Raw genomic sequence first — 25,595 nt, 5'->3', positions numbered from 1 at the left:
ACCGGTGGCCGAACCGTTTTATGCAGTGAGACCATGACCCGACCCGCCCGCTCGAAACTCACCCGTCTGCTGTATGCGATCCTGGCTTACGTGAGCCTGGGCGTGGGCCTGGTCGCGATCGTCATTCCTGGCCTGCCGACCACCGAATTCATCCTGCTGGCCGCCTGGGCGGCCACGCGCAGTTCGCCGCGCCTGTCTGCCTGGCTGGAGAACCACCGGCTGTTCGGGCCGATCCTGCACAACTGGCGCAATGGCAAGGTGATCCAGCGCCGGGCCAAGGTCAGCGCAACCCTCAGCATGCTGCTGTGCGCGGGCCTGATGCTGACGTTGCTGGAACACCGCTGGCCGGTGTTCCTGGCCATCGCCGGCATGACTCTGGGCAACCTGTGGATCTGGTCACGCCCGGAGCATGCCGCCTGCCCTGCCCCGTCACAAGCTCAGCAGCCCTGAATACAGGGCATAGGCCGCCAGCGCGGCGCCTGCCAGCACAGCGGCGAAAATCAGCTTTTCCCAGGTGGTGAACAAGGTTTTTCCCTGCTCATGCTTGGCCCTGGCGAACAGGATCACGCCCGGCGCGTACAGCAGCGCCGACAGCAGCAGGTACTTGAGCCCGCCGGCGTACAACAGCCACACGGCATACCCCAGGGCAACCAGCGCCACCAGCAGGTCCTTGCGGCGCAGAGCCGGCTGCCCGGTATAGGTTTCTGCACGCACCGCCAGCAGCACAGCGTAGGCTGCCGACCACAGGTAGGGTACCAGGATCATCGACGAAGCCAGGTAGATCAGGCTGGTATAGGTACCAGCGGAAAACAGCGTGATCAGCAGGAAGCCCTGGATCATGCAGTTGGTCAGCCACAGGGCGTTGGCCGGCACATGGTTGGCGTTTTCCCTGGCCAGGAAGCGCGGCATGGTCTTGTCCCGCGCCGTGGCGAAGAGGATCTCGGCGCACAGCAGCGCCCACGACAGCAGCGCGCCGAGCAGCGAAACCGCCAGGCCGATACTGATCAGCAAGGCGCCCCAGGGCCCGACGATATGCTCCAGCACCGAGGCCAGTGACGGGTTCTGCAGCCCGGCCAGTTCCGGCTGGGTCATCACCCCCAGCGACAGCACGTTGACCAGCACCAGCAGCGCCAGCACCCCCAGGAAACCGATCACCGTGGCCTTGCCCACATCCGAGCGGCGCTGGGCGCGCCCGGAATACACGCTGGCGCCCTCGATGCCGATGAATACGAACACGGTCACCAGCATCATGTTGCGCACCTGCTCCAGCACGCTGCCGAACTGTGGGTTGCTCAGGCCCCAGATGTCACGGGTGAAGATATCGGCGCGGAAGGCGAACGCCGCGATCACCACGAAAATCAGCAGCGGCACCACCTTGGCCACGGTGGTCACCTGGTTGATGAACGCCGCTTCCTTGATGCCGCGCAGCACCAGAAAATGCACCGCCCACAGCAGCAGCGAGGCGCAGCCGATGGCGATTGGCGTGTTGCCTTCGCCGAACACCGGGAAGTAGAAGCCCAAGGTGCTGAACAACAGCACGAAGTAACCGACGTTGCCCAGCCAGGCACTGATCCAGTAGCCCCAGGCCGAGGAAAAACCCATGTACTCGCCAAAGCCGGCCTTGGCATAGGCGTACACCCCCGAGTCCAGCTGCGGCTTGCGGTTGGCCAGGGTCTGGAACACGAACGCCAGGGCCAGCATGCCGACCGCGGTGATACCCCAGCCGATCAGCACCGCCCCCACATCGGCACGCGCCGCCATGTTCTGCGGCAGCGAGAAGATCCCGCCACCAATCATCGAGCCGACCACCAACGCGATCAGCGCGCCCAGGCGCAGCTTCTGTCCCGGTTCGCTCATGAGCCTTCCTTTTTTTGCGCGCTGTCATGGGGTTGAAACAGCCATGCGGGCGATATAAATGTTGTTACTTATAATGATCCTGATCAATGAAGCTATAGCACTAATAACTGCTTTGTCTATACGACCGCCGGGTAAAAACCAGCAACTCAGAAGCCACTATAAAAGAATCCGATAAAACTCGAAATTCTTGTTGAAAATTTGCTAAAGCGGCAAAAACGGCTAGCGTCAAGCATCGCAGGCTGAACAGAGCGTTTGCTCTAGAAGTACATGGAGGTGTCAGCGTGCAAGGCCTGCAGCAGAAGTTGTCGGCACTCTCCAGGAGCGTCGTGAAGGATTTTTCCTACTTCATGTCGCCATGAACTGACCCAAGTCAGCGAATGGCAGCGGCGTCGGATTTACTCTGTCGTCAACTTTCTCCTGGCAGGAGTTGTTAAATGTCTGATTCATCCGGAAAACTAAAGCTCGGCGCGTTAGTTGCACTTGTCGTCGGTTCGATGATCGGTGGCGGGATCTTCTCGCTGCCGCAAAACATGGCGGCCAGCGCGGGGGTCGGCGCGGTGCTGATCGGCTGGGCCATCACCGCGGTCGGCATGCTGACCCTGGCGTTCGTGTTCCAGACCCTGGCCAACCGCAAACCTGACCTGGATGGCGGGGTGTATGCCTACGCCAAGGCCGGTTTCGGCGACTACATGGGTTTCTCCTCGGCCTGGGGCTACTGGATCAGTGCCTGGCTGGGCAACGTCGGCTACTTCGTGCTGCTGTTCAGCACCCTGGGCTACTTCTTCCCGATCTTCGGCGAAGGCAACACCCCGGCCGCCATCATTGGCGCGTCGGTGCTGCTGTGGGCCGTGCACTTGCTGGTGCTGCGCGGCATCAAGGAAGCGGCGTTCATCAACCTGGTCACCACCGTGGCCAAAGTGGTGCCGCTGGTACTGTTCGCCCTGATCTGCCTGTTCGCCTTCAAGCTCGACATCTTTACCGCCGACATCTGGGCCGTGGGCACACCAGACCTTGGCAGCGTGATGAACCAGGTGCGCAACATGATGCTGGTCACCGTGTGGGTGTTCATCGGCATCGAGGGTGCGAGCATCTTCTCGGCGCGAGCAGAAAAACGCTCCGACGTGGGCAAGGCCACGGTGATCGGCTTCGTCACCGTGCTGCTGTTCCTGGTGCTGGTCAACGTGCTGTCGCTGGGCATCATGACTCAACCGGAACTGGCCAAGCTGCAGAACCCTTCGATGGCTGCCGTGCTGGAACATGTGGTCGGCCACTGGGGGGCAGTGCTGATCAGCGTCGGCCTGGTCATCTCGCTGCTTGGGGCCCTGCTGTCGTGGGTGCTGCTGTGCGCCGAGATCATGTTCGCCGCCGCCAAGGACCACACCATGCCGGCGTTCCTGCGCCGCGAGAACGCCAAACAGGTACCGGCCAACGCCCTGTGGCTGACCAATGCCATGGTGCAGATCTTCCTGGTGATCACACTGTTCTCCAACAGCACCTACCTGTCGCTGATCTACCTGGCCACGTCGATGATCCTGGTGCCCTACCTGTGGTCGGCAGCCTACGCCGTGCTGCTGGCAGTGCGTAGCGAAACCTACGAACAGGCCCTGGCCGAACGCCAGAAGGACCTGGTTATCGCTGGCATCGCCCTGTTGTACGCCATCTGGCTGCTGTACGCCGGCGGCGTGAAATACCTGCTGCTCTCGGCCCTGCTCTATGCACCTGGCGCGATCCTGTTCGCCAAGGCCAAGCGCGAGATAGGCCAACCTGTCTTCACCAACGTGGAAAAACTGATCTTCGCAGCCGTGGTCATCGGCGCCCTGGTGGCAGCCTTCGGCCTGTACGACGGCTTCCTGACCCTTTGACCCACGTCTTCGTTCAACTGGAGGAATGAAACCATGTCCGCTGAAAAACAGAAGTACGGTGTCCACTCCGAAGCTGGCAAACTGCGCAAAGTGATGGTTTGCTCGCCAGGCCTGGCGCACAAGCGCCTGACGCCGAGCAACTGTGACGAGCTGCTGTTCGACGATGTGATCTGGGTCGACCAGGCCAAGCGTGACCATTTCGACTTTGTCACCAAGATGCGCGAGCGTGGCGTGGATGTGCTGGAGATGCACAACCTGCTGACCGACATCGTCCAGCAGCCCGAAGCGCTGAAGTGGATTCTCGACCGCAAGATCACTCCCGACACCGTCGGCGTCGGCCTGACCAACGAGGTGCGCAGCTGGCTCGAAGGCCTCGAACCACGCCACCTGGCCGAGTTCCTGATTGGCGGCGTTGCCGGGCAGGACCTGCCGCAAAGCGAAGGTGCCGAGGTGGTCAAGATGTACAACGACTACCTGGGCCACTCCAGTTTCATCCTGCCACCGCTGCCCAACACCCAGTTCACCCGCGACACCACCTGCTGGATCTACGGTGGCGTGACCCTGAACCCGATGTACTGGCCGGCGCGACGCCAGGAAACCCTGCTGACCACCGCCATCTACACATTCCACCCCCAATTCACCAATGCCGACTTCCAGGTCTGGTATGGCGACCCCGACAAGGAGCACGGCCAGTCTACCCTCGAAGGCGGCGATGTCATGCCCATCGGTAAGGGCATCGTGCTGATCGGCATGGGTGAACGCACCTCACGCCAGGCCATCGGCCAGTTGGCACAGAACCTGTTCGCCAAGGGCGCGGTGGAGAAAGTCATTGTGGCCGGCCTGCCGAAATCCCGCGCCGCCATGCACCTGGATACCGTGTTCAGCTTCTGCGACCGCGATCTGGTCACAGTCTTCCCGGAAGTGGTGAAGGAGATCGTGCCGTTCATCATTCGCCCGGACGAGAGCAAGCCTTACGGCATGGACGTGCGCCGCGAACACAAGTCGTTCATCGAAGTGGTGGGTGAACAGCTCGGCGTCAAGCTGCGCGTCGTCGAAACCGGCGGCAACAGCTTCGCCGCCGAACGCGAACAGTGGGATGACGGCAACAACGTGGTGGCCATCGAGCCGGGCGTGGTCATTGGCTACGACCGCAACACCTACACCAATACCCTGCTGCGCAAAGCCGGGATCGAGGTCATCACCATCAGTGCCGGCGAACTGGGCCGGGGCCGGGGCGGCGGCCACTGCATGACCTGCCCGATCGTGCGCGACCCGATCGACTACTAACGCCCATCACCCCCGGCCGCCCTCACAAAGCGGCGGCCGGTGTGTTCACCAAACTCAAGGAGAAAAGTCATGGCGTTCAATATTCACAACCGCAACCTGCTCAGCCTGGAACACCACACCACCCGCGAGCTGCGCTACCTGCTGGACCTGTCCCGCGACCTCAAGCGCGCCAAGTACACCGGCACCGAGCAACAGCACCTGAAGGGCAACAACATCGCGCTGATCTTCGAAAAGACCTCTACCCGTACCCGCTGCGCCTTCGAAGTCGCTGCCTATGACCAGGGTGCCAACGTTACCTACATCGACCCCAACTCTTCGCAGATCGGCCACAAGGAGAGCATGAAGGACACCGCCCGTGTGCTCGGGCGCATGTATGACGCCATCGAGTACCGTGGTTTCAAGCAGGAAATCGTCGAAGAACTGGCCAAGTTCGCCGGTGTACCGGTGTTCAACGGCCTGACCGACGAATACCACCCGACCCAGATGATCGCCGACGTGCTGACCATGCGTGAGCACAGCGACAAGCCGCTGCACGACATCAGCTACGCCTACCTGGGCGACGCCCGCAACAACATGGGTAACTCGCTGCTGCTGATCGGCGCCAAGCTCGGTATGGATGTGCGCATCGCTGCGCCCAAGGCGCTGTGGCCGCACGACGACCTGGTCGAGCGTTGCAAGCAGTACGCAGAAGAAAGCGGTGCCCGCATCACCCTCACCGAAGACCCGGTTGCCGCGGTCAAGGGTGTGGACTTCGTGCACACCGACGTCTGGGTATCGATGGGTGAGCCGATCGAAGCCTGGGGTGAACGCATCAAGCTGCTCAAGCCGTATCAGGTCAATGCGCAGCTGATGAAGTCCACCGGCAACCCGCGGACCAAGTTCATGCACTGCCTGCCGGCGTTCCACAACTCCGACACCAAGGTAGGCAAGCAGATCGCCGAACAGTACCCGGACCTGGCCAACGGTATCGAAGTGACCGACGACGTCTTCGAGTCGCCGGCCTGCATCGCCTTCGAGCAGGCGGAAAACCGCATGCACACGATCAAGGCGATCCTGGTGTCGACCCTGGCTGACCTGTAAGGGCTGACTCGACAGCCCGGGCAACCCGGATCCCTGTGGGAGCGGGTTCACCCGCGAAAGCGTCAGTAGCACCAGCGGTGTTGCCTGGGCTGACGCATTCGCGGGTAAACCCGCTCCCACAGAGGCTACGAACCCGCTCGGGAGCAGCGCTCCCTTCTTTCGTAAAAGGACATTCCCCATGCGTATCGTTGTTGCATTGGGCGGCAACGCCCTGCTGCGTCGCGGCGAGCCCATGACCGCTGACAACCAGCGTGCCAATATTCGCACCGCCACCGAGCAGATCGCCAAGATCCACCCTGGCAACGAACTGGTCATCGCCCACGGCAACGGCCCGCAAGTCGGCCTGCTGTCGCTGCAGGGCCAGGCCTACAAGCCCGACGAGGCCTACCCGCTGGATGTGCTGGGTGCCGAGACCGAGGGCATGATCGGTTACATGATCGAGCAGGAACTGGGCAACCTGCTGGCCTTTGAAGTACCGTTCGCCACCCTGCTGACCCAGGTCGAAGTGGACGCCAACGACCCCGCCTTCAAGGACCCGACCAAGTTCATCGGCCCGGTCTATGGCAAGGAAGAAGCCGAGCGCCTGGCCAAGGAAAAGGGTTGGGTGGTCAAGCCCGACGGCGACAAGTACCGCCGTGTGGTGGCCAGCCCGAAACCCAAGCGCATCTTCGAGATCCGCCCGATCCAGTGGCTGCTGGAAAAGAGCAGCATCGTGATTTGCGCCGGCGGCGGCGGCATTCCCACCATGTACGATGAGAACCGCAAGCTCAAGGGCATCGAGGCGGTGATCGACAAAGACCTGTGCTCGGCCCTGCTGGCCGAGCAACTGGATGCCGACCTTCTGATCATCGCCACCGACGTCGATGCGGCCTACATTGACTGGGGCAAACCCACGCAGAAAGCCATCGCCCAGGCACACCCCGACGAACTCGAAAGCCTCGGTTTCGCCGCCGGCTCCATGGGGCCGAAGGTGCAGGCAGCCTGTGACTTTGCCCGCAACACCGGCAAGGTGGCGGTGATCAGTTCGCTGGAAAACATCGAGGACATCGTCAAAGGCACCGCCGGCACACGCGTGTCCACCGCGAAGGCGGGGATCAGCTACCGTTGAATGCAGCAGGCGGGCGCCAGCGCCCGCCATTTTCGACCTTCCAAAGGAGCTTGCCATGGCCCAGTACCAACCCGGTCATGTACACATCGAGCGCACCGCGCTGAACAAGAACGACCACAGCTATGACCTGAACATCGAATACGAAGCCGCGTCGGATCCCAAGGAAGGCAGAGGTATCCAGTTCAAGATGCATGGCAGCATCGAAGGCAAGCCAGTGGAAGAAAAGTTCTTCCTGGCCAAGGATCAGGTGTTGCCCAGCTTCCTCATGCTGCTGACCCGCAAGGCGCAGTCGTACCTGACGCCACCGAAGAAATTCGAGAACCTGAGTTCGCCGCACAAGCTGTATGACCATATGTTCGCGGACATTCGCGAAAAGCTGGATGTGAAGTCGGGCGACCCGATCAAGCCTGAACATCTGGAGTAATTTCAAGAACCCGGGCTGCTTTGCAGCCCATCGCCGGCAACCACAGGTACTGCACAGGCCTTCAGGCCGATGCGATCGAGGTGGGAGCTGGCTTGCCGGCGATGGGCCGCAAAGCGGCCCCGGCGATGTTGAGGCATACTACCGCCCTCCCCGGCCACCACTTCACCCTCCTCATGCGCATCCACGTCAGCTTCATCGACCGCGTCGGCATCACCCAGGAAGTCCTCGCCCTGCTCGGTGCCCGCAACCTCAACCTGGACGCCGTGGAGATGGTCCCGCCGAACGTCTACATCGATGCCCCGACCCTCAGTCCCGCCGTGCTCGAAGAGCTGCACGACGCGCTGTTCGAGGTACATGGCGTGCAATCGGTGGACGTGGTCGACATCCTCCCCGGCCAACGCCGCCACCTGCAGCTCGATGCTCTGCTGGCGGCGATGAGCGACCCGGTGCTGGCCGTGGACAGTGCCGGCAAGGTGCTGCTGGCCAACCCGGCGCTGATCGAACTGTGCGGTCGCGAATCCGCCGGCCGCTCGGTGGGTGAGCTGTTCGGCGACCCGGCACTGCTGCAGGCCCTGCTGGACAACAACTTCCACCTGCCCATGCGCGAGATGCAGCTCAATGGCCAGAGCCTGCTACTGGACGCCATGCCGATCACCAACGCCGGTGGCCTGCTGACACTGTACCCGCCTACACGCATGGGCGAACGCCTGTCGGCGCTGCACCACGACCATGCCGAGGGCTTTGATGCCTTGCTCGGCGAGTCGCCGGCCATCCGCACCCTCAAGGCCCGCGCCCTGCGCGTGGCGGCGCTCGATGCACCGCTGCTGGTGCATGGCGAAACCGGCACCGGCAAAGAACTGGTAGCCCGCGCCTGCCACGCCATCAGCAGCCGCCACGCGGCGCCATTCCTGGCCCTGAACTGCGCCGCGCTGCCCGAAAGCCTGGCCGAGAGCGAACTGTTCGGCTACGCCCCCGGCGCCTTCACCGGCGCACAGCGGGGCGGCAAGCCCGGGCTGATGGAGCTGGCCAACCAGGGCACGGTATTCCTCGATGAAATCGGCGAAATGTCGCCATACCTGCAAGCCAAGCTGCTGCGCTTTCTCAGCGATGGCAGCTTCCGCCGGGTGGGTGGCGACCGCGAAGTGAAGGTGGATGTCCGCATCATCAGCGCCACCCACCGCGACCTGGAGCGCATGGTCGCCGAGGGCAGCTTCCGCGAAGACCTGTTCTACCGCCTGAACGTGCTCAACCTGCAGGTACCGCCGTTGCGCGACCGGGGCCAGGACATCCTGATGCTGGCGCATTTTTTCATGCAGCAGGCCTGCACGCAGATCCAGCGCCCGCCCTGCCGGCTGACCCCGGCCACCCATTCGGCACTGCTGGCCAACCCTTGGCCGGGCAATGTGCGCCAGTTGCAGAACGTGATTTTTCGCGCAGCCGCCATCTGCGAGGGCAACCTGGTGGATATCGGTGACCTGGACATCGCCGGTACCTCGGTGGCGCGTGGGCAGGATGGTGAAGTGGCCAGCCTGGAACAGGCCGTGGCCGATTTCGAGCGCGAGCTGTTGCAACGCCTGTACGCCAGCTACCCCTCGACGCGGCAACTGGCCGGGCGCTTGCAGACCTCGCATACCGCCATTGCCCAGCGCCTGCGCAAATATGGAATACCGGGCAAAGCCTGATACCTGTCAGATAGCGTCAACAGGGCTGCTACGCAGCCCATCGCAGGCAAGCCAGCTCTCATAGAACTGCACATAACTCGTTGAATTAGCCGCTCCCACAGGATGCACGGACCGCTTGCGAATTCAGTTCTCTATGCGACAGCGCAGACCAAAGGGCTGGGCCATCTCCCACAGGTATCGCGCACGTCCTGAATTCTGCGCGATACCTGTGGGAGATGGCTTGCCTGCGATGGGCCGCAAAGCGGCCCCTGATAGTTATTGTAATAATCCGGTTGTTATTCAGGCTTTTCCTACGCCAGTGAAAGATACTCTCCCACGGATGCCTCGTAGAATGGTGACAGTGTATTCCCACCTGTCACCCCACTTGTCCGCCCCATAGCGGGAAGTGGTTCGCTACTGCATATAACGAGAGCACCTGATGTTTGAACTCGACTTTTACGGGACGCTGGTAGCCGCCTCTTTGGTACTGTTATTGGGGCGCTGCCTTGTCGCACGCATTGGTTTCTTGCGCACTTACAACATTCCGGAACCTGTCGCAGGCGGCCTGGTAGTGGCCTTGGCACTCTTGGCGTTACGCAGTTTCGATGTCCACGTGCAATTCGAGACCTCACTGCAAGCCCCTCTGATGCTGGCATTCTTCGCCACCATCGGTTTGAGTGCCGACTTCGCCAGCCTGAAAAAAGGTGGCCGCGTGGTTACCGTGTTTCTGCTGGTGGTAACCGGCTTGCTGCTGGTCCAGAACGCCATGGGCATCAGCCTGGCAACGGCACTGGGGCTCGACCCGCTGATGGGCCTGCTGGCCGGGTCTATCACCTTGTCGGGTGGCCACGGCACAGGCGCTGCGTGGGGGACCACTTTCTCCGAGAAGTTTGGCCTGGCCTCGGCCTCCGAACTGGCAATGGCATCAGCTACCTTCGGCCTGGTGCTGGGTGGCCTGATAGGCGGCCCGGTCGCCCGGCTACTGATCAAGCGGGTAAGAAAGCCTGGTATCGAAGAAGCAGCACCGCAACTGCCCAAGGGCTTCGAACAACCGGACAAAGAACGCCTGATTACCTCGTTTTCATTTATCGAAACACTGGCGCTGATCGCGGTCAGTTTGCTCGCGGGTTCGTTACTTAATGGTTTGTTGAAAGGCACTGCATTTGAACTGCCGACGTTCGTTTGCGTGTTGTTCGTGGGGGTACTGTTACGAAACGGCCTTTCGGCATTCGGCTTTTATCAGGTCTTCGAGCGGGAAGTCTCGGTATTGGGCAATGTGAGTTTGTCGTTATTCCTGGCCATTGCCTTGATGTCGCTCAAATTGTGGGACCTTGCGGCATTGGCATTACCGTTCTTTGTGTTACTCGCCGCACAGACATTGGTCATGGCGCTGTTTGCGATATTTGTCACGTTCCGGGTCATGGGCCGTAACTATGACGCGGCGGTACTGGCTGCCGGGCATTGCGGTTTCGGTCTGGGTGCAACGCCGACTGCGATCGCCAACATGCAAGCGGTGACCCAACGCTACGGGGCTTCGCCTACCGCCTTCCTGGTAGTGCCGATGGTGGGAGCGTTTTTCATCGACATCATCAATGTCATCGTCATCAAGCTGTACCTGGCCTTACCGTTGTTTTGAGCCGGACGCTAGGCACTCAGCCGTTATCTTGGCCCGCCAGGTGCTGCCCAGGCTCCGTGAACAGGGCCTGGTGCAGCATTTTCTCCAGGATCGAAAAAAAGCACTTTATATGAGGCTGCTTCAACGCCTGTGGCCGCGTTACCATGTAGACCTCCATGTCTGGAAGGGGAAGGTCAACGAACAATTCGATCAAATCCTTGGCCAGAATCCGCGGCAGTACCGCCACCCCCATCCCGCGTCTCACCGATTCGAGCTGTGCGCTGAACGAGTTCACGCGAATCGGCGCACGCTCCAGCCCCCCCGCCTTTGCCGCACGTAGTTGCGGCAACACGTCCAGCGGCGGAAGCAGGCCGATATTGACCGCCGTCGCCGGGGTAACCCCCGGAAACCGCTGCAGGTACCCCGCAGCGGCGAACACACCATAGCCAAGCCGGCCTATGGGCCGATAAATCAGTGAGGGCTCCCCCAGATGGACCGTGCGCACGGCAATGTCCGCCACACCCCGGACGATCTTGTGGAAGTCGGCGGTCACGGTCAGCTCCACCGAGCACCCCGGGTGCAGTCCGGTAAAGCGATTGGCCGCCTCCAGTACGCAAGTCGAGAAGCCTTCCCCTGCGCTCACCTGAACAGTGCCAGAGAGATCGCAAGGCAGCTCGGCTGCGCCGGCACGCGTTTGGCGGCGCAGGCCAGCTTCCGCTGCCAGGGCCACCTCGACCAGCGATTGGCCACGCGAGGTCAGCCTGCATCCTTCTACCCCCCGCTCGACGAGCGGCTCGCCCAACGCGGCCTCAAGCTGCGTCAGGCGACGGGACACGGTCGATGCAGCGATCCCCAGCAACTCGCCAGCGCGAAGAAAGCTGCCACGCCGCGATACGGCCAATAGCAGCCGAAGATCATCCCAGTTTTCCTGCAATGCCATATGCGCTGGCCTCTCCCGGGTTTGCAAATACGCAAACCCATTATGCAGTAGACGCTGTTTTTCGACAGCAAGCGCGGGAGTATACCTTGGGCCCCTCTAAACGAATGGAATGGATTGCATGATTACTGGCCCCAAGGACTATGCCCAACGCGCCGCCAACGCCTTCAACCAGCATGATGTGCAAGGGCTGCTGGCATTGGTCGACGAAGACTTCGAGTACCTGGATGGCATGACCACCCAAACCGGGCGCGAAGCCATGCGCGCGCGGGAGATGGCGCTGTTCAGCGCATTCCCTGATGCCCAGGTGGCCCTGACCCCATTCATGGTCTCGGATGATCGACTGGCAATGACCGCCGTCCTGACCGGCACCTTCACTGCCCCGCTGCTGCTGCCAGCAGGCGTGATCGTTCCGGCCCATGGGCGTCGGGTCTGCGTGCACTATGCGGCCCACTTCACCTTCAGAAACGGCCTGGCCATTCGCGAAACGGTGTTTTTCGACAGTGCCATGTTGAAGCCATCTGCCGAACAGAGCGAGGGTTGAGCCATGCGCAATGTGTTCGTTACCGGAGCAACCGGCTTGCTGGGCAACAACCTGGTCCGTGAACTGGTTGCTCGTGGCTACACGGTCAAAGGGCTGGTGCGGTCAAGAGCAAAGGGGGAACAGCAGTTCAGTGATCTGCCCGAAGTGGAGCTGGTCGAAGGCGACATGGCCGATGTCGCTGCTTTCGCAGCGTCCCTGCGCGGCTGCGATACGGTGTTCCATACTGCAGCGTTCTTTCGTGACAACTACAAGGGCGGCAGCCATTGGCAAGCGCTCGAGCAGATCAATGTGACCGGCACCCGCCGCCTGTTGGAACAGGCCTACCGGGCCGGCATCCGGCGGTTCATCCATACCTCGTCCATTGCAGTGCTCGACGGGGCGCCAGGCACGTCGATCGATGAGACATGCCTGCGCGCCGAGGGCGATGCAGATGACTACTACCGCAGCAAGATCCTCGCCGACCGCGTGGTGGCTGCGTTTCTCGAAGCCCACCCCGACATGCGCGCCTGCATGGTGCTGCCAGGCTGGATGTGGGGCCCTGGCGACATCGGCCCGACGTCGTCCGGGCAGCTGGTCAACGATGTCGTGCACGGCAAACTGCCTGGCTTGATCCCAGGCAGTTTCTCGGTGGTCGATGCCCGCGATGTGGCTGTGGCGCAGATTGCCGCCGCCACGCAAGGACGCAGCGGCGAACGCTACCTGGCCGCCGGACGGCATATGACCATGGCTGAACTGGTACCGTTAGTAGGCCGTCTGGCGGGCGTGCGGACACCTGCACGGCATTTACCGTTGCCGTTGTTATTCTGCCTGGCCGCAGTACAGGAAATGTATGCGCGACTCACCGGCAAGCCCATCCTGCTAAGCTTGGCCACGCTGCGCCTGCTGGTACGGGAAAAGGACCGTACGCGTTTCAACCACAGCAAAAGTGAACATGCGCTTGGCCTGAGTTTCAGGGCGCTGGAACTGACTGTCGCCGATACCGTGGCGTGGTATCGAGACCACGGCTGGTTTGCAGAACACGGCTCGCTCACGGAACAGGAAAGTAAATAGCCCATGGACAGGGAAATAATCCTGATGCGCCACGGCCAGCCGGCGCTGGCCACCAGCCAAAAAGTGTCAGCACTGGATATGGAGGGCTGGATAAATGGCTACAACCGCGCCGGAATCACCGACCAGCCCGCCCCGGCCGCCAGCCTGCAGCTTGCCGTAACGGCGACGGTGATCGTCTCGAGCACGGCGCCACGTGCATTGGACTCGCTGCAGGCGCTCGGTCTTGAGCCCAGCCACGTCGATGCGCTTTTCTGTGAAGCGGAACTGCCTCATGGCCAATGGAGGCGCCCTCGACTTTCACCGTTCACCTGGGCATTCATCCTTCGCGTTCTATGGTTGTGCGGTTACTCGCGCAATGGCGAAACCGTCAGCGGTGCCAGGCGTCGCGCCAGTATGGCAGCACAACGGCTGTTATCACTTGCCAGCGAGGGGCCGGTACTGCTGCTAGGTCATGGGTTCATGAACCGGATGATTGCCAAGGAACTGATGCTGAAGGGGTGGACTCGCCGAAGCCGCAACGGCAGCCGCTATTGGAGCACGATTGTGCTTGCCAAGCACATTGAGGACCCGGACTGAGCAGGGAAAGGCACATGAAGCAAAGGCGCACAGGCCTTAGGGTGCGACGGCCGGGTAAAGACCTTTACGGCTTTTTTACTCGACAATCCCGTAACGCTGTAAATACTGCCCGGCATAACCCAAGTGAGCTTGTTCGATGCCTCTCCCCGCGCTGCGTTTCATCGCCTTCATCATCGGTGTATTCCTGATCACACTGTCCATCAGCATGGTCGTCCCCATGACCACGCTGATTCTGTACGGCCGCAGCGACGATCTCGGGGCATTTCTCTGGTCGAGCCTGATCGCGCTGTGCGCGGGTCTTGCACTGGTAGCCCGTGGCGTACCCGAAGCGCCGCAGATAAGGGCCAGGGATATGTATTTCCTGACGACAGCCAGTTGGATAATCGTTTGTGCGTTCGCCGCCTTGCCCATGGTGCTGATTCGACACATCAGCTACACGGATGCATTCTTCGAAACCATGTCAGGCATCACGACAACCGGCTCCACGGTACTGACCGGCCTCGACAGCGCCTCACCTGGGCTGTTGATCTGGCGATCCATGCTACACTGGCTCGGCGGAATCGGCTTCATCGGCATGGCCGTCGCGATTCTGCCGCTGTTGCGCGTCGGTGGCATGCGCCTGTTTCAGACCGAGTCTTCGGACTGGTCGGACAAAGTGACGCCACGTTCGCACGTCGCGGCGAAGATGATTCTGGCGGTCTACCTGGGGCTCACCGCAGCAGGCACGCTCGCGCTATGGATCGCCGGGATGACCCCGTTCGAAGCCATCAATCATTCGATGTCGCTGATCTCGACCGGTGGCTTCTCGACCTCCGATGCTTCGCTCGGGCACTGGACACAGCCCGCAGTGCATTGGCTGGCAGTGGTAATCATGATCCTGGGCAGCCTGCCCTTCACCTTGTACGTGGCAACCTTGCGCGGCCATCACCGGGCCTTGCTCAAGGATCATCAGGTTCGCGGATTTCTTGGCTTTCTGGCTTTCGTGTCGATCACGGTAGGCAGCTGGCTCTGTTGGCACAGCGACTTGCCGTGGTGGGATGCTTTCAGGATCGTGGCGGTCAATGTCACCTCGGTGGTGACCACGACGGGGGTTGCGGTCGGTGACTACACGTTGTGGGGCAGCTTTGCCGTTCTGTTGTTCTTCTACCTGACGTTCGTCGGGGGATGTTCAGGGTCCACAGCCGGGGGCCTGAAGATCTTCCGCTTTCAGGTGGCTGCATCGCTGCTCATCAGCAGCCTGAAGCAGTTGATCCATCCCCGCGCGACCATCTCGAAGAAGTACAATGGCCACCCGGTCGACGAAGAAATCGTGCGTTCGCTGCTGACCTTCTCCTTTTTCTTCTTCATCACCATTGCGGTAATCGCCCTGCTGCTGTCACTGATAGGGCTCGACTGGACCACCGCCTTGAGCGGTGCAGCCACTGCGGTATGCAACGTAGGCCCCGGATTGGGCAACCTGATCGGACCGGCCGGCAATTTTGCGTCGCTGCCCGATGCGGCGAAGTGGTTGCTGACCATCGGGATGCTGCTGGGCCGGCTTGAAATCCTTACCGTGCTGGTACTCGTTGCCCCCGCGTTCTGGCGGTTCTAGGCAGACGGTTCCGTGACAGGCAACACCGCGCTGTAGCCATTTCGATACACCGTACCGAATTCGCTACGGAAGACGGTGACTAGGACTGCACAAGGGTTTGATCCCCAAACCCTTTTCTTGCAACCATCACCTGTATCGTTTTCATTCCACCGTAAACCCATGCAGCGTCGTCTGAATATCATTACTAATTGATTTTTAATGAGTTTTTCTTATTGGCCGCATTTTTGCTAAGGGAATCCCACCCCAAGAGCGCGGAGCCACCGCGCCCAACGCCCTGCTTCCCGAGGATTCCCCATGAGCGAGTTGCGTTTCACTGAAGATCACGAATGGCTGCGCGTCGAAGCCGACGGCAGTGTTACCGTGGGCATTACCGCCTACGCCCAGAACGCCCTTGGCGATGTGGTTTTCGTGCAACTGCCAGAGTTGCAGCAGTATGAGAAAGGCAGCGAAGCGTCCACCGTCGAGTCGGTCAAGGCTGCCAGCGGTGTGTACATGCCCCTGACCGGCGAAGTGGTACAGATCAACAACCAACTCGAAGACAGCCCGGAACTGGTCAACGAAGACCCGATGGGCGAAGGCTGGTTCTTCCGCTTCATTCCCGCCGACGCCAGCGCCGTATCCACCCTGCTCGACCAGGCCGCCTACGACCGCCTGCTCAAAGCCAACGACGACGCCTGAGGAACCCCGCCATGACCATCAACCTCGGCACCGCCAACGAATTCATCGACCGCCACATCGGCCCACGCGCCGCCGACGAGCAGGCCATGCTGGCCGCCCTCGGCTTCGACTCGCTGGAAGCCATGACCGACGCGGTCATCCCTGACAGCATCAAAGGCACCAGCGTGCTCGGCTCGCACGACGGCCAGAGCGAAGCCGACGCGCTCGCCGCGCTCAAGGCCATCGCCGGCAAGAACCAACTGTTCAAGAGCTACATCGGCCAGGGCTACTACAACACCCACACCCCGGCGCCGATCCTGCGCAACCTGCTGGAAAACCCGGCCTGGTACACTGCCTACACCCCGTACCAGCCAGAAATTTCCCAGGGTCGCCTGGAAGCACTGCTGAACTTCCAGACCCTGATCAGCGACCTGACCGGCCTGCCGATTGCCAACGCCTCGCTGCTCGACGAAGCCACCGCTGCGGCCGAGGCCATGACTTTCTGCAAGCGCCTGTCGAAGAACAAGGCCAGCCACGCCTTCTTCGCCTCCGCGCACTGCCACCCGCAAACCCTCGATGTGCTGCGTACCCGTGCCGAGCCACTGGGTATCGAAATCGTGGTTGGCGACGAGCGCGAACTGGATGATGTCAGCGCCTTCTTCGGCGCCCTGCTGCAGTACCCGGCCAGCAACGGTGAAGTGTTCGACTACCGCGAGGTGGTGCAGCGCTTCCACGCCGCCAACGCCCTGGTCGCCGTTGCCGCCGACCTGCTGGCCCTGACCCTGCTGACCCCGCCGGGCGAGTTCGACGCCGACGTGGCCATCGGCAGCGCCCAGCGCTTCGGTGTGCCACTGGGCTTCGGTGGCCCACATGCGGCGTATTTCGCCACCCGCGATGCATTCAAGCGCGACATGCCGGGCCGCCTGGTCGGCGTGTCGATCGACCGCTTCGGCAAGACCGCCCTGCGCCTGGCCATGCAGACCCGCGAGCAGCACATTCGCCGCGAGAAGGCCACCAGCAACATCTGCACCGCTCAGGTGCTACTGGCCAACATTGCCAGCATGTTCGCCGTGTACCACGGCCCGGCCGGCCTCAAGCGCATCGCCGAACGTACCCATGCCCTGACCGCGATCCTGGCCGCCGGCTTGCAGACGCTGGGCGTGCAGGTAGTGGGCGCCAGCGCCTTCGACACCCTGACCCTGGCCACCGGCACTGCCACCGCCAGCCTGCATGAAAAAGCCCGCGCCCAAGGCATCAACCTGCGCCAGATCGACGCCGACCACCTCGGCCTGTCGCTGGACGAAACCAGTAGCCAGGCCGATGTCGAGGCCCTGTGGCAGTTGCTCGGAGGCGAGCAGGCCCAGCCAGATTTCAACGCCCTCGCCAGCAGCACCGGCTCGCTGCTGCCCGCCGCCCTGCTGCGCCAGTCAGCGATCCTCCAACACCCGGTGTTCAACCGCTACCACAGCGAAACCGAGCTGATGCGCTACCTGCGCCGCCTGGCCGACAAGGACCTGGCGCTGGACCGCAGCATGATCCCGCTGGGCTCGTGCACCATGAAGCTGAACGCCGCCAGTGAAATGATCCCGGTCACCTGGGCCGAGTTCGGCAACCTGCACCCGTTCGCCCCGGCCGAGCAGAGCCAGGGCTACCTGCAGATGACCAGCGAACTGGAAGCCATGCTCTGTGCCGCCACCGGCTACGACGCCGTGTCGCTGCAGCCCAACGCCGGTTCGCAGGGCGAGTACGCAGGCCTCTTGGCCATCCGCGCCTACCACCGCAGCCGTGGCGAAGGCCACCGCGACATCTGCCTGATCCCGTCGTCGGCCCACGGTACCAACCCGGCGACCGCGCACATGGCCGGCATGCGCGTGGTGGTCACCGCCTGTGACGCCCGCGGCAACGTCGATGTCGAGGACCTGCGTGCCAAGGCCATCGAGCACCGCGAGCGCCTGGCCGCGATCATGATCACCTACCCGTCGACCCACGGCGTGTTCGAGGAAGCGATCGGTGAAATCTGCGCGATCATCCACGACAACGGCGGCCAGGTGTACATCGACGGCGCCAACATGAACGCCATGGTCGGCCTGTGCGCCCCGGGCAAGTTCGGCGGCGACGTTTCCCACCTGAACCTGCACAAGACCTTCTGCATCCCGCACGGTGGTGGTGGCCCGGGTGTCGGCCCGATCGGCGTGAAGTCGCACCTGGCGCCGTTCCTGCCCGGCCATGCACAGCTGGAAAATACCGCGGGCGCGGTATGCGCCGCGCCGTTCGGCAGCGCCAGCATCCTGCCGATTACCTGGATGTACATCCGCATGATGGGCGGTACCGGCCTCAAGCGCGCCTCGCAGATGGCGATCCTCAACGCCAACTACATCGCCCGTCGCCTGGAAGAGCACTATCCTGTTCTGTATACCGGTGGCAATGGTCTGGTGGCCCACGAGTGCATCCTCGACCTGCGCCCGCTGAAGGATACCAGCGGCATCAGCGTCGACGACGTGGCCAAGCGCCTGATCGACTTCGGCTTCCACGCCCCGACCATGTCCTTCCCGGTGGCCGGCACGCTGATGATCGAACCGACCGAAAGCGAGTCCAAGGAAGAACTGGACCGCTTCTGCGACGCGATGATCCAGATTCGCGAAGAAATTCGCGCGGTCGAAAACGGTAGCCTGGACAAGGACGACAACCCGCTGAAGAACGCCCCGCACACTGCGGCCGAACTGGTTGGCGAATGGGCCCATGGCTACAGCCGCGAGCAGGCGGTGTACCCGCTGCCGAGCCTGGTGGAGGGCAAGTACTGGCCGCCGGTCGGCCGGGTCGACAACGTGTTCGGCGACCGCAACCTGGTATGCGCCTGCCCGTCGATCGAGAGCTATCAGGACGCCTGATAGCCCTGCCCCGCCACCTACCCTAGGGTGGCGGGCTCTGTGGGAGCGGGTTTACCCGCGAATGCGGCAGTAGCTTCACCGACGTATTCGCGGGTAAACCCGCTCCCACAGGGTTCACCGTCCGCCCACTGAACCTGGCAGGAGGTCACCATGTCACTGAGCGTCTTCGACCTGTTCAAGATCGGCATCGGCCCCTCCAGCTCCCACACGGTCGGCCCGATGCGCGCCGCCGCGCGCTTCGCCGAAGGGCTGCGCCGCGATGACCTGCTTGCCCGCACGGTCAGCGTCAAGGCCGAGCTGTATGGCTCGCTCGGCGCCACCGGCAAGGGCCACGGCAGCGACAAGGCCGTGCTGCTGGGCCTTGAAGGCGAGCACCCCGATGTCATCGACACCGACACCATCCCTGCCCGCCTGCAGGCCATCCGCGACAGCGGTCGGCTGAACCTGCTCGGCGAGCACAGCATCGCGTTCATCGAAAAGCAGCACCTGACGATGATCCGCAAGCCGCTGGACTACCACCCCAACGGCATGATCTTCCGCGCCTTCGACGAGGCCGGCCTGCAAATCCGCAGCCGCGAGTACTATTCGGTGGGCGGCGGTTTCGTGGTCGACCAGGACGCGGCCGGCCACGACCGCATCGTCGAAGACAGCACACCGCTGACCTATCCGTTCAAGACCGCCAAGGAGCTGCTCGGCCATTGCACCGGGCAAAACCTGTCGGTCAGCCAGGTAATGCTGGCCAACGAGGCGGCCTGGCGCCCCGAAGCGCAAACCCGTGCCGGGCTGCTGCACATCTGGCAGGTCATGCAGGATTGCGTCGAAGCCGGTTGCCAGCATGAAGGCATCCTGCCTGGCGGGCTCAAGGTCAAGCGCCGGGCGCCGGCGTTGTACCGCCAACTGAGCCGCCACCCGGAGGCCAGCCTGCGCGATGCCCTGTCGGTGCTCGACTGGGTCAACCTCTACGCCCTGGCGGTGAACGAGGAAAACGCCAACGGCGGGCGTGTGGTCACCGCGCCGACCAACGGCGCGGCGGGCATCGTCCCGGCGGTGCTGCACTACTACATGCGCTTCGTACCGGGTGCCAACGAGGACGGGGTGGTGCGGTTTCTGCTCACCGCCGCGGCCATCGGCATCCTGTACAAGGAAAACGCCTCCATCTCCGGCGCCGAAGTCGGCTGCCAGGGCGAGGTCGGCGTGGCCTGCTCAATGGCCGCCGGGGCGCTGTGCGAAGTGATGGGGGGCAGCGTGCAACAGGTGGAAAACGCTGCCGAAATCGGTATGGAACACAACCTGGGCCTGACCTGCGACCCGATCGGCGGGCTGGTCCAGGTGCCTTGCATCGAGCGCAACGCCATGGGCTCGGTAAAGGCGATCAACGCAGTGCGCATGGCCTTGCGCGGCGATGGGCAGCACTACGTGTCGCTCGACAAGGTCATCCGCACCATGCGCCAGACCGGCGCCGACATGAAAAGCAAATACAAAGAGACCGCCCGTGGCGGCCTGGCCGTCAACATCATCGAATGTTGACCCGACAACAACAGCAAGGAGTCACCGATGTCCGAAACACTGCTCAAGACCCCACTGCACGCCCTGCACCTGGAACTGGGTGCGCGCATGGTGCCGTTCGCCGGCTATGACATGCCAGTGCAGTACCCGCTGGGCGTGCTCAAGGAACACCTGCACACCCGCGAGCAGGCCGGCCTGTTCGATGTCTCGCACATGGGCCAGATCACCCTGCGCGGCAGCGATGCCGCCAAGGCCCTGGAAAGCCTGGTGCCGGTGGATATCATCGACCTGCCGGTGGGCATGCAGCGCTACGCCATGTTCACCAATGAGCAAGGCGGCATCCTCGACGACCTGATGGTTGCCAACCTGGGCGACGACACCCTGTTTCTGGTGGTCAACGCCGCCTGCAAGGACCAGGACCTGGCCCACCTGCAAGCGCACATCGGCAGCCGTTGCGAGGTGCAGCCGCTGTTCGAGCAACGCGCCCTGCTGGCCCTGCAAGGCCCGGCGGCGGTCAAGGTGCTGGCGCGCTTTGCTCCAGAAGTGGCCGGCATGACCTTCATGCAGTTCCGCCCGGTGAAACTGCTGGGTGAAGACTGCTTCGTCAGCCGCTCGGGCTACACCGGCGAAGACGGCTACGAAATCTCGGTACCGGTACAGGCCGCCGAAGCCCTCGCCCGCCGCCTGCTGGCCGAGCCCGAAGTACAGCCGATCGGCCTGGGTGCGCGCGACTCGCTGCGCCTGGAAGCTGGCCTGTGCCTGTACGGCCACGACATGGACATTGCAACCACCCCGGTCGAAGCCAGCCTGCTGTGGGCCATTTCCAAGGTTCGCCGTGCCGATGGCGCGCGTGCCGCCGGCTTCCCGGGTGCCGAGACCATTTTCGCCCAACAGCGCGATGGCGTGGCGCGCAAACGCGTGGGTCTGTTGCCGCAGGAGCGTACGCCAGTACGTGAAGGCGCGGATATTGTCGATGCAAACGATAAACCTGTAGGCAAAGTGTGCAGCGGCGGCTTTGGCCCGACACTCGGCGCACCTGTAGCAATGGGTTATATCGATAGTGAACATAGCGCACTCGATACCCCACTGTTTGCCGTGGTGCGTGGCAAGAAGGTGGCCTTGAGAGTCAGCAAAATGCCTTTCGTGACACAACGTTACTATCGCGGCTGAAGCTGCTTTGTGAAGGTTGCGGACAGGTTCGACATATTCGTTTTCGAACCTGCCCAATAACTTTTGAACATGGCGCCAGGCCAGGCGCCATGCCGTTTCCGACAAATCGGTCGGTTATCGGCAAACGGCCAGTTTTCCATACGACCAAGGGCTTGTTTTTCGCTCGGGAGTTGGCGTAGAGTCACTGCACTGTGTTTGCATGGGTCGCAACAGTTCGTGACCTGGGCCAGTAGCTGCAATCTGCTACAACCCGTTTGACGTCTCTTACTTTCCTGCAACCCAGCCCAGTAATCTTTTGCTTCCTGTTATTGCAAAAGAAACTGTCATCAAAATTCAAGCTTCATAGGAAATAAGACAATGGCTGAGCGTCAGAACGGTACCGTCAAGTGGTTCAATGACGAAAAAGGTTACGGTTTCATCACCCCAGAAAGCGGTGCTGATCTGTTCGTGCACTTCCGTGCTATCGAAGGCAACGGCTTCAAGAGCCTGAAAGAAGGCCAGAAGGTCTCCTTCGAAGCAGTGCAGGGCCAGAAAGGCCTGCAGGCTGACAAAGTTCAGGTCATCGGCTAAGCTGAACCCGACTTCGAAAAAGCCCCTGCCAAGTGCAGGGGCTTTTTTTTGCCCGTAGAATAGCGGCTTCGTCTTCTGGAGCCGTTCTGCATGTCCAAGCCTCTGCTCACACCCCAGGGTGATTTTCCGCCGGTCGGCCTGGGCCGGCGCCTGGCGGCGATGTTCTACGACTTCCTGCTGTGCACGGCGCTGCTGATCGTGACCGCCGGTGCCTACAAGCTGATCCAGATGGCGATCATCGGCGAAGCGCGCATGCGTGAGCTGACCGAAGCCGGCGCACTGGATGGCGACCCATTACTGTCCACAGTCCTCCTGTTTGCCTTGTTCGGCTTCTTTGCCAAGTTCTGGACCCATGGCGGGCAGACCCTGGGCATGCAGGTGTGGGGCGTGCGGGTGCAGAACGCCGATGGCTCGGCCATCAGCCTGTGGCAGGCGCTGTTGCGCTTCGTGGTGTCGATCGCGTCGTGGCTGTGCCTGGGGCTGGGTTTTTTCTGGGTGTTGATCGACAAGCACAAGCGCGGCTGGCATGACATCTATTCCGAGACCCAGTTGGTGCGGGTGCCGAAGCAGAACAGATGATCCAATAGTTTTATTGCCTGAACGGGCCTCTTCGCGGGTTCATTACAGGACTCGAAACCTGCTCGATCCCTGTGGGAGCGGGTTCACCCGCGAAGAGGCCAGCACAGGTAAACGCCCATGAAAAAGCCGACCCTGAGGTCGGCTTTTTTGTACAGCTCAGGCCATCAACCGGCCCGGCGCAACAACCACACACCGGCCAAGGCACAGATACCCGCCGGGATCACCACCGCCAGCAGCGGCGGGAAGCCGAACACCTGGCTCGAAGGCCCCAGCAGGTCCTGGGCGATGCGGAACACGAAGCCCACCAGCACACCGGTGAACACGCGCTGGCCAAGGGTCACCGAACGCAGCGGGCCGAAGATGAAGGAAATCGCCATCAGCACCAGCGCCGCAGTCACCATCGGCTGCAACACCTTGGTCCAGAACGCCAGCCAGTAACGGGCATTGTTCAGACCCTGGTCGGACAGGTAGTGGATGTAGTCCCACAACCCGGTGATGGACAGCGACTCCGGCGCCAGGATCACGGTATTGAGCAATTGCGGTGTGAGCGAAACGTCCCAGCGCTCCTGCGGCGTGTTCACCACTTCGGTGTGGTCGCCACGGAAGAAGGTGGTGCGTACATCGGCGAGCAGCCAGTGGTCATCCTGATACTGCGCCCGGCGTGCAAAGCTCGAGGTGACAATCTTGCGCTCGTTGTCGAAGCGGTAGCGGGTCACCCCCAGCAGCAGGCCGTTGGGCTGCACGGCGTTGATGTGCACGAACTCCTCGCCCTGGCGGTGCCACATGCCGCGCTTGGAGCTTTGCGCATCACCGCCACCCTGGGCCAGGGAGCGGTCGGCCTGGGCCTTGTTCTCGGTCACCGGTGCCACGTACTCGCCGATCAGCAGGCCAACCAGCATCAGCACCAGCATCGGCTTCATCACCGCCCAGACGATGCGGCCGATGGAAACCCCGGCTGCGCGCATGATGGTCAGTTCGCTGCTGCTGGCCAGGCTGCCCAGGCCGATCAGGCAGCCGATCAAGGCGGCCATCGGCAGCATTTCGTACAGGCGCCGTGGTGCGGTCAGCAGGACGAAGTTGCCCGCCTCCATCACCGTGTAGGTGTCACTCAGGTCGCTCATCTCGTCGATGAAGGCAAACAGCGAAGCCAGGCCGAGGATAATCCCCAGCACGGCAAGAATGGCCAGCAGCACGCTCTGGCCGATGTAGCGGTCGAGCTTACCCATGGGCCACCTCCGCACGTCGGGCGGCGCGCTTGAGGCGCAGCGGCTCCCAGTACATCAGGCCCAGGCCGATCAGCAGGAACAGGCCGTGGACCCACCACATGCCCAGGGCGATCGGCAGTTTGCCCTTCTCGAGGGCGCCACGTACGGAAATCAGCATTGTCAGGTAGGCCATGTACAGAAGAATTGCCGGCAGCAGCTTGAGGAAGCGGCCCTGGCGCGGGTTGACCCGGGACAGCGGCACCGCCAGCAGGGTAACGACGAACACCAGGATCGGCAGCGACAGCCGCCATTGCAGCTCGGCGCGCTCACGCAGGCCCTTCTTGCCGATCAGCTCGGAGGTGGGGATGGCTTCGCGCTCGGTCACTTCCTCGCTGACTTCCGGCTTGGGCAGCAGCACGCCGTAGGTGTCGTATTTGATGGCGCGGTAGCCGGCCTGGCCCGGGTTACCGTCGTAACGGTAGCCGTTTTCCAGCACCAGGTAGCGGTTGCCGTCGGCCTGTATTTCCTGGTGGCCCTTTTCAGCGACCAGCACCGACGGCGCGCGGTCCTTGGTCTTGTCCTGGTTGAAGCGCTTCTCGGAGATGAACACGCCGCCCAGGTTGATGCGATCGTCCGAAAGCTCTTCGGTGTAAGTCACCCGCGAGCCGTCGCGCAGGGTCTGGAAGCGGCCCGGCACCAGGGTGTCGAACTCGGTCAGGGCATCCTGCTGGCTGATGATCTGCTGCACCTGGGCCACGCCCAGCGGCGCCAGGCTCAGGCTCAGCCAGGCCACCAGCAGGGCGACCAGGGCGGCCGGCGCCATGGTCAGGCCCAGCAGGCGCTGCTGGCTCATGCCGGTGGCCGACAGCACGGTCATCTCGCTTTCCAGATACAGGCGCCCGTACGCCAGGAGAACGCCGAGGAACAGCCCCAAAGGCAGGATCAACTGCAGGAAGCCCGGCAGGCGGAAGCCCATGATCAGGAACAGCACGCTCGGGTCGAGCACGCCCTGGGCAGCCTGGGCCAGGTACTTGATGAAGCGCCCACTCATGATGATCACCAGCAGCACGGCGCTGACGGCGCTCAAGGTCACCAGGACCTCGCGGGACAGATAACGAAAGACGATCAAACCAGACACTCCTGGGTTGTCAGGGCGGACTGCCAATCAATGGCGCCAGACAATGACTTAGTACAGCCAAGACCAATGCCGGTTCGCCAAAGGCGAACCTCCATATAAAGTGCGCGCATTATCCTGTGATTGACCGCCCCTGTCACTTCGCCGCGCATGAAGGCGCATAACGGGGTTGTCAGCACGCTTGCCGCAGGCTCAAACTGGCAGCTTTTCCGCTGGCGCGCGACGACGCGGCCAGGCCCGTCCAGAGCGCTGGAATACACAGCGCCGACTGTATCGATCATTCGGGGATCCTG

Annotated in this window: 23 protein-coding genes; 18 read left to right on the top strand and 5 right to left on the bottom strand. The window is 62.3% G+C overall.

Annotated elements, in window-relative coordinates; translation table 11 throughout:
- Nucleotides 1-33 precede the first annotated feature (33 nt).
- Entirely contained in the window at nt 34-450 is a 417-nt protein-coding gene (locus FQ664_RS05470; protein ID WP_144170727.1) for a YbaN family protein, read from the top strand.
- On the opposite strand, the gene arcD (FQ664_RS05465) is transcribed toward FQ664_RS05470, so the two are convergent.
- On the bottom strand, nt 430-1,857 hold the full coding sequence (gene arcD / locus FQ664_RS05465) for an arginine-ornithine antiporter (RefSeq protein WP_144170726.1): 1,428 nt from the start codon (nt 1,855-1,857) through the stop codon (nt 430-432). The two genes, FQ664_RS05470 and arcD (FQ664_RS05465), sit on opposite strands and share 21 nt — an antisense overlap.
- 434 nt (nt 1,858-2,291) lie before the next feature.
- Here arcD (FQ664_RS05465) and arcD (FQ664_RS05460) point away from each other — a divergent pair, with 434 nt between their 5' ends.
- From arcD (FQ664_RS05460) to gltS, 7 genes are all read left to right on the top strand, one after another.
- Entirely contained in the window at nt 2,292-3,719 is a 1,428-nt protein-coding gene (gene arcD / locus FQ664_RS05460) for an arginine-ornithine antiporter (RefSeq protein ID WP_144170725.1), read from the top strand.
- A gap of 33 nt (nt 3,720-3,752) precedes the next feature.
- Entirely contained in the window at nt 3,753-5,006 is a 1,254-nt protein-coding gene (gene arcA / locus FQ664_RS05455) for an arginine deiminase (protein ID WP_144170724.1), read from the top strand.
- Between the two features lie 69 nt (nt 5,007-5,075).
- Nucleotides 5,076-6,086, top strand: a complete 1,011-nt coding sequence (locus tag FQ664_RS05450; RefSeq protein WP_144170723.1) for an ornithine carbamoyltransferase — start codon at nt 5,076-5,078, stop codon at nt 6,084-6,086.
- A 178-nt stretch (nt 6,087-6,264) separates the two neighbouring features.
- The gene (arcC, locus tag FQ664_RS05445) at nt 6,265-7,194 is read left to right on the top strand and encodes a carbamate kinase (protein ID WP_144170722.1); all 930 of its coding nucleotides are present in this window, start codon (nt 6,265-6,267) and stop codon (nt 7,192-7,194) included.
- A gap of 55 nt (nt 7,195-7,249) precedes the next feature.
- Nucleotides 7,250-7,618: a DUF5064 family protein gene (locus FQ664_RS05440; RefSeq protein ID WP_063911394.1), complete on the top strand. Its 369-nt coding sequence runs from the start codon at nt 7,250-7,252 to the stop codon at nt 7,616-7,618.
- 173 nt (nt 7,619-7,791) lie between these two features.
- Nucleotides 7,792-9,300: a sigma-54-dependent transcriptional regulator gene (locus tag FQ664_RS05435; RefSeq protein ID WP_144170762.1), complete on the top strand. Its 1,509-nt coding sequence runs from the start codon at nt 7,792-7,794 to the stop codon at nt 9,298-9,300.
- A 418-nt stretch (nt 9,301-9,718) separates the two neighbouring features.
- The gene (gene gltS / locus FQ664_RS05430) at nt 9,719-10,915 is read left to right on the top strand and encodes a sodium/glutamate symporter (RefSeq protein WP_144170721.1); all 1,197 of its coding nucleotides are present in this window, start codon (nt 9,719-9,721) and stop codon (nt 10,913-10,915) included.
- Nucleotides 10,916-10,931: 16 nt separating this feature from the next.
- On the opposite strand, the gene FQ664_RS05425 is transcribed toward gltS, so the two are convergent.
- Nucleotides 10,932-11,834 carry a LysR family transcriptional regulator gene (locus FQ664_RS05425; protein WP_144170720.1) on the bottom strand — a complete coding sequence of 301 codons (903 nt, stop codon included), beginning with the start codon at nt 11,832-11,834 and terminating at the stop codon, nt 10,932-10,934.
- 118 nt (nt 11,835-11,952) lie between these two features.
- On the opposite strand from FQ664_RS05425, the gene FQ664_RS05420 reads away from it, so the two are divergent.
- From FQ664_RS05420 to FQ664_RS05375, 10 genes are all read left to right on the top strand, one after another.
- Nucleotides 11,953-12,375, top strand: coding sequence for an ester cyclase (locus FQ664_RS05420; protein ID WP_144170719.1), 423 nt, complete (start codon nt 11,953-11,955; stop codon nt 12,373-12,375).
- A 3-nt stretch (nt 12,376-12,378) separates the two neighbouring features.
- Nucleotides 12,379-13,425: an SDR family oxidoreductase gene (locus FQ664_RS05415; protein WP_144170718.1), complete on the top strand. Its 1,047-nt coding sequence runs from the start codon at nt 12,379-12,381 to the stop codon at nt 13,423-13,425.
- A 3-nt stretch (nt 13,426-13,428) separates the two neighbouring features.
- Complete coding sequence (locus FQ664_RS05410) at nt 13,429-14,001, top strand: histidine phosphatase family protein (protein ID WP_144170717.1); 573 nt, start codon at nt 13,429-13,431, stop codon at nt 13,999-14,001.
- Nucleotides 14,002-14,137: 136 nt separating this feature from the next.
- Nucleotides 14,138-15,592 (top strand): TrkH family potassium uptake protein, encoded by a 1,455-nt coding sequence (locus tag FQ664_RS05405; protein ID WP_144170716.1) that lies wholly within the window; start codon nt 14,138-14,140, stop codon nt 15,590-15,592.
- Nucleotides 15,593-15,886: 294 nt separating this feature from the next.
- The gene (gene gcvH / locus FQ664_RS05400; protein WP_144170715.1) at nt 15,887-16,270 is read left to right on the top strand and encodes a glycine cleavage system protein GcvH; all 384 of its coding nucleotides are present in this window, start codon (nt 15,887-15,889) and stop codon (nt 16,268-16,270) included.
- Nucleotides 16,271-16,281: 11 nt separating this feature from the next.
- Entirely contained in the window at nt 16,282-19,137 is a 2,856-nt protein-coding gene (gcvP, locus tag FQ664_RS05395) for an aminomethyl-transferring glycine dehydrogenase (protein ID WP_144170714.1), read from the top strand.
- Nucleotides 19,138-19,287: 150 nt separating this feature from the next.
- Nucleotides 19,288-20,664: an L-serine ammonia-lyase gene (locus FQ664_RS05390; RefSeq protein WP_144170713.1), complete on the top strand. Its 1,377-nt coding sequence runs from the start codon at nt 19,288-19,290 to the stop codon at nt 20,662-20,664.
- 27 nt (nt 20,665-20,691) lie between these two features.
- A complete protein-coding gene (gene gcvT / locus FQ664_RS05385; RefSeq protein ID WP_144170712.1) occupies nt 20,692-21,813 on the top strand; it encodes a glycine cleavage system aminomethyltransferase GcvT in 1,122 nt (373 codons plus the stop codon).
- A 357-nt stretch (nt 21,814-22,170) separates the two neighbouring features.
- Nucleotides 22,171-22,383: a cold-shock protein gene (locus FQ664_RS05380; RefSeq protein ID WP_075043881.1), complete on the top strand. Its 213-nt coding sequence runs from the start codon at nt 22,171-22,173 to the stop codon at nt 22,381-22,383.
- A gap of 90 nt (nt 22,384-22,473) precedes the next feature.
- Nucleotides 22,474-22,962 (top strand): RDD family protein, encoded by a 489-nt coding sequence (locus tag FQ664_RS05375; protein ID WP_144170711.1) that lies wholly within the window; start codon nt 22,474-22,476, stop codon nt 22,960-22,962.
- Between the two features lie 164 nt (nt 22,963-23,126).
- Here the strand turns inward: FQ664_RS05375 and lptG are convergent, their stop codons facing one another.
- From lptG to FQ664_RS05360, 3 genes are read right to left on the bottom strand one after another with little or no spacing between them, the layout of a single operon-like run.
- Nucleotides 23,127-24,188: an LPS export ABC transporter permease LptG gene (gene lptG / locus FQ664_RS05370; protein ID WP_144170710.1), complete on the bottom strand. Its 1,062-nt coding sequence runs from the start codon at nt 24,186-24,188 to the stop codon at nt 23,127-23,129.
- Nucleotides 24,181-25,296 (bottom strand): LPS export ABC transporter permease LptF, encoded by a 1,116-nt coding sequence (lptF, locus tag FQ664_RS05365; protein WP_144170709.1) that lies wholly within the window; start codon nt 25,294-25,296, stop codon nt 24,181-24,183. Before lptF ends, lptG begins: the two co-directional genes overlap by 8 nt.
- Complete coding sequence (locus FQ664_RS05360; protein WP_003257935.1) at nt 25,293-25,583, bottom strand: hypothetical protein; 291 nt, start codon at nt 25,581-25,583, stop codon at nt 25,293-25,295. The genes lptF and FQ664_RS05360 overlap by 4 nt, the downstream gene beginning before the upstream one ends.
- Nucleotides 25,584-25,595 lie beyond the last annotated feature (12 nt).

The sequence above is a fragment of the Pseudomonas persica genome, assembly GCF_900291015.1.
Classification (GTDB): domain Bacteria; phylum Pseudomonadota; class Gammaproteobacteria; order Pseudomonadales; family Pseudomonadaceae; genus Aquipseudomonas.
Note: the sequence above shows the minus strand (reverse complement) of the source record. Positions and strands in the feature narration are given on the sequence as shown.

What these genes read in the sequence shown, in the direction of transcription:
- FQ664_RS05470 (WP_144170727.1), top strand. Translation starts at nt 34, where the DNA reads ATGACCCGACCCGCCCGCTCGAAACTCACCCGTCTGCTGTATGCGATC.
- arcD (WP_144170726.1), bottom strand. Translation starts at nt 1,857, where the DNA reads ATGAGCGAACCGGGACAGAAGCTGCGCCTGGGCGCGCTGATCGCGTTG.
- arcD (WP_144170725.1), top strand. Translation starts at nt 2,292, where the DNA reads ATGTCTGATTCATCCGGAAAACTAAAGCTCGGCGCGTTAGTTGCACTT.
- arcA (WP_144170724.1), top strand. Translation starts at nt 3,753, where the DNA reads ATGTCCGCTGAAAAACAGAAGTACGGTGTCCACTCCGAAGCTGGCAAA.
- FQ664_RS05450 (WP_144170723.1), top strand. Translation starts at nt 5,076, where the DNA reads ATGGCGTTCAATATTCACAACCGCAACCTGCTCAGCCTGGAACACCAC.
- arcC (WP_144170722.1), top strand. Translation starts at nt 6,265, where the DNA reads ATGCGTATCGTTGTTGCATTGGGCGGCAACGCCCTGCTGCGTCGCGGC.
- FQ664_RS05440 (WP_063911394.1), top strand. Translation starts at nt 7,250, where the DNA reads ATGGCCCAGTACCAACCCGGTCATGTACACATCGAGCGCACCGCGCTG.
- FQ664_RS05435 (WP_144170762.1), top strand. Translation starts at nt 7,792, where the DNA reads ATGCGCATCCACGTCAGCTTCATCGACCGCGTCGGCATCACCCAGGAA.
- gltS (WP_144170721.1), top strand. Translation starts at nt 9,719, where the DNA reads ATGTTTGAACTCGACTTTTACGGGACGCTGGTAGCCGCCTCTTTGGTA.
- FQ664_RS05425 (WP_144170720.1), bottom strand. Translation starts at nt 11,834, where the DNA reads ATGGCATTGCAGGAAAACTGGGATGATCTTCGGCTGCTATTGGCCGTA.
- FQ664_RS05420 (WP_144170719.1), top strand. Translation starts at nt 11,953, where the DNA reads ATGATTACTGGCCCCAAGGACTATGCCCAACGCGCCGCCAACGCCTTC.
- FQ664_RS05415 (WP_144170718.1), top strand. Translation starts at nt 12,379, where the DNA reads ATGCGCAATGTGTTCGTTACCGGAGCAACCGGCTTGCTGGGCAACAAC.
- FQ664_RS05410 (WP_144170717.1), top strand. Translation starts at nt 13,429, where the DNA reads ATGGACAGGGAAATAATCCTGATGCGCCACGGCCAGCCGGCGCTGGCC.
- FQ664_RS05405 (WP_144170716.1), top strand. Translation starts at nt 14,138, where the DNA reads ATGCCTCTCCCCGCGCTGCGTTTCATCGCCTTCATCATCGGTGTATTC.
- gcvH (WP_144170715.1), top strand. Translation starts at nt 15,887, where the DNA reads ATGAGCGAGTTGCGTTTCACTGAAGATCACGAATGGCTGCGCGTCGAA.
- gcvP (WP_144170714.1), top strand. Translation starts at nt 16,282, where the DNA reads ATGACCATCAACCTCGGCACCGCCAACGAATTCATCGACCGCCACATC.
- FQ664_RS05390 (WP_144170713.1), top strand. Translation starts at nt 19,288, where the DNA reads ATGTCACTGAGCGTCTTCGACCTGTTCAAGATCGGCATCGGCCCCTCC.
- gcvT (WP_144170712.1), top strand. Translation starts at nt 20,692, where the DNA reads ATGTCCGAAACACTGCTCAAGACCCCACTGCACGCCCTGCACCTGGAA.
- FQ664_RS05380 (WP_075043881.1), top strand. Translation starts at nt 22,171, where the DNA reads ATGGCTGAGCGTCAGAACGGTACCGTCAAGTGGTTCAATGACGAAAAA.
- FQ664_RS05375 (WP_144170711.1), top strand. Translation starts at nt 22,474, where the DNA reads ATGTCCAAGCCTCTGCTCACACCCCAGGGTGATTTTCCGCCGGTCGGC.
- lptG (WP_144170710.1), bottom strand. Translation starts at nt 24,188, where the DNA reads ATGGGTAAGCTCGACCGCTACATCGGCCAGAGCGTGCTGCTGGCCATT.
- FQ664_RS05360 (WP_003257935.1), bottom strand. Translation starts at nt 25,583, where the DNA reads ATGATCGATACAGTCGGCGCTGTGTATTCCAGCGCTCTGGACGGGCCT.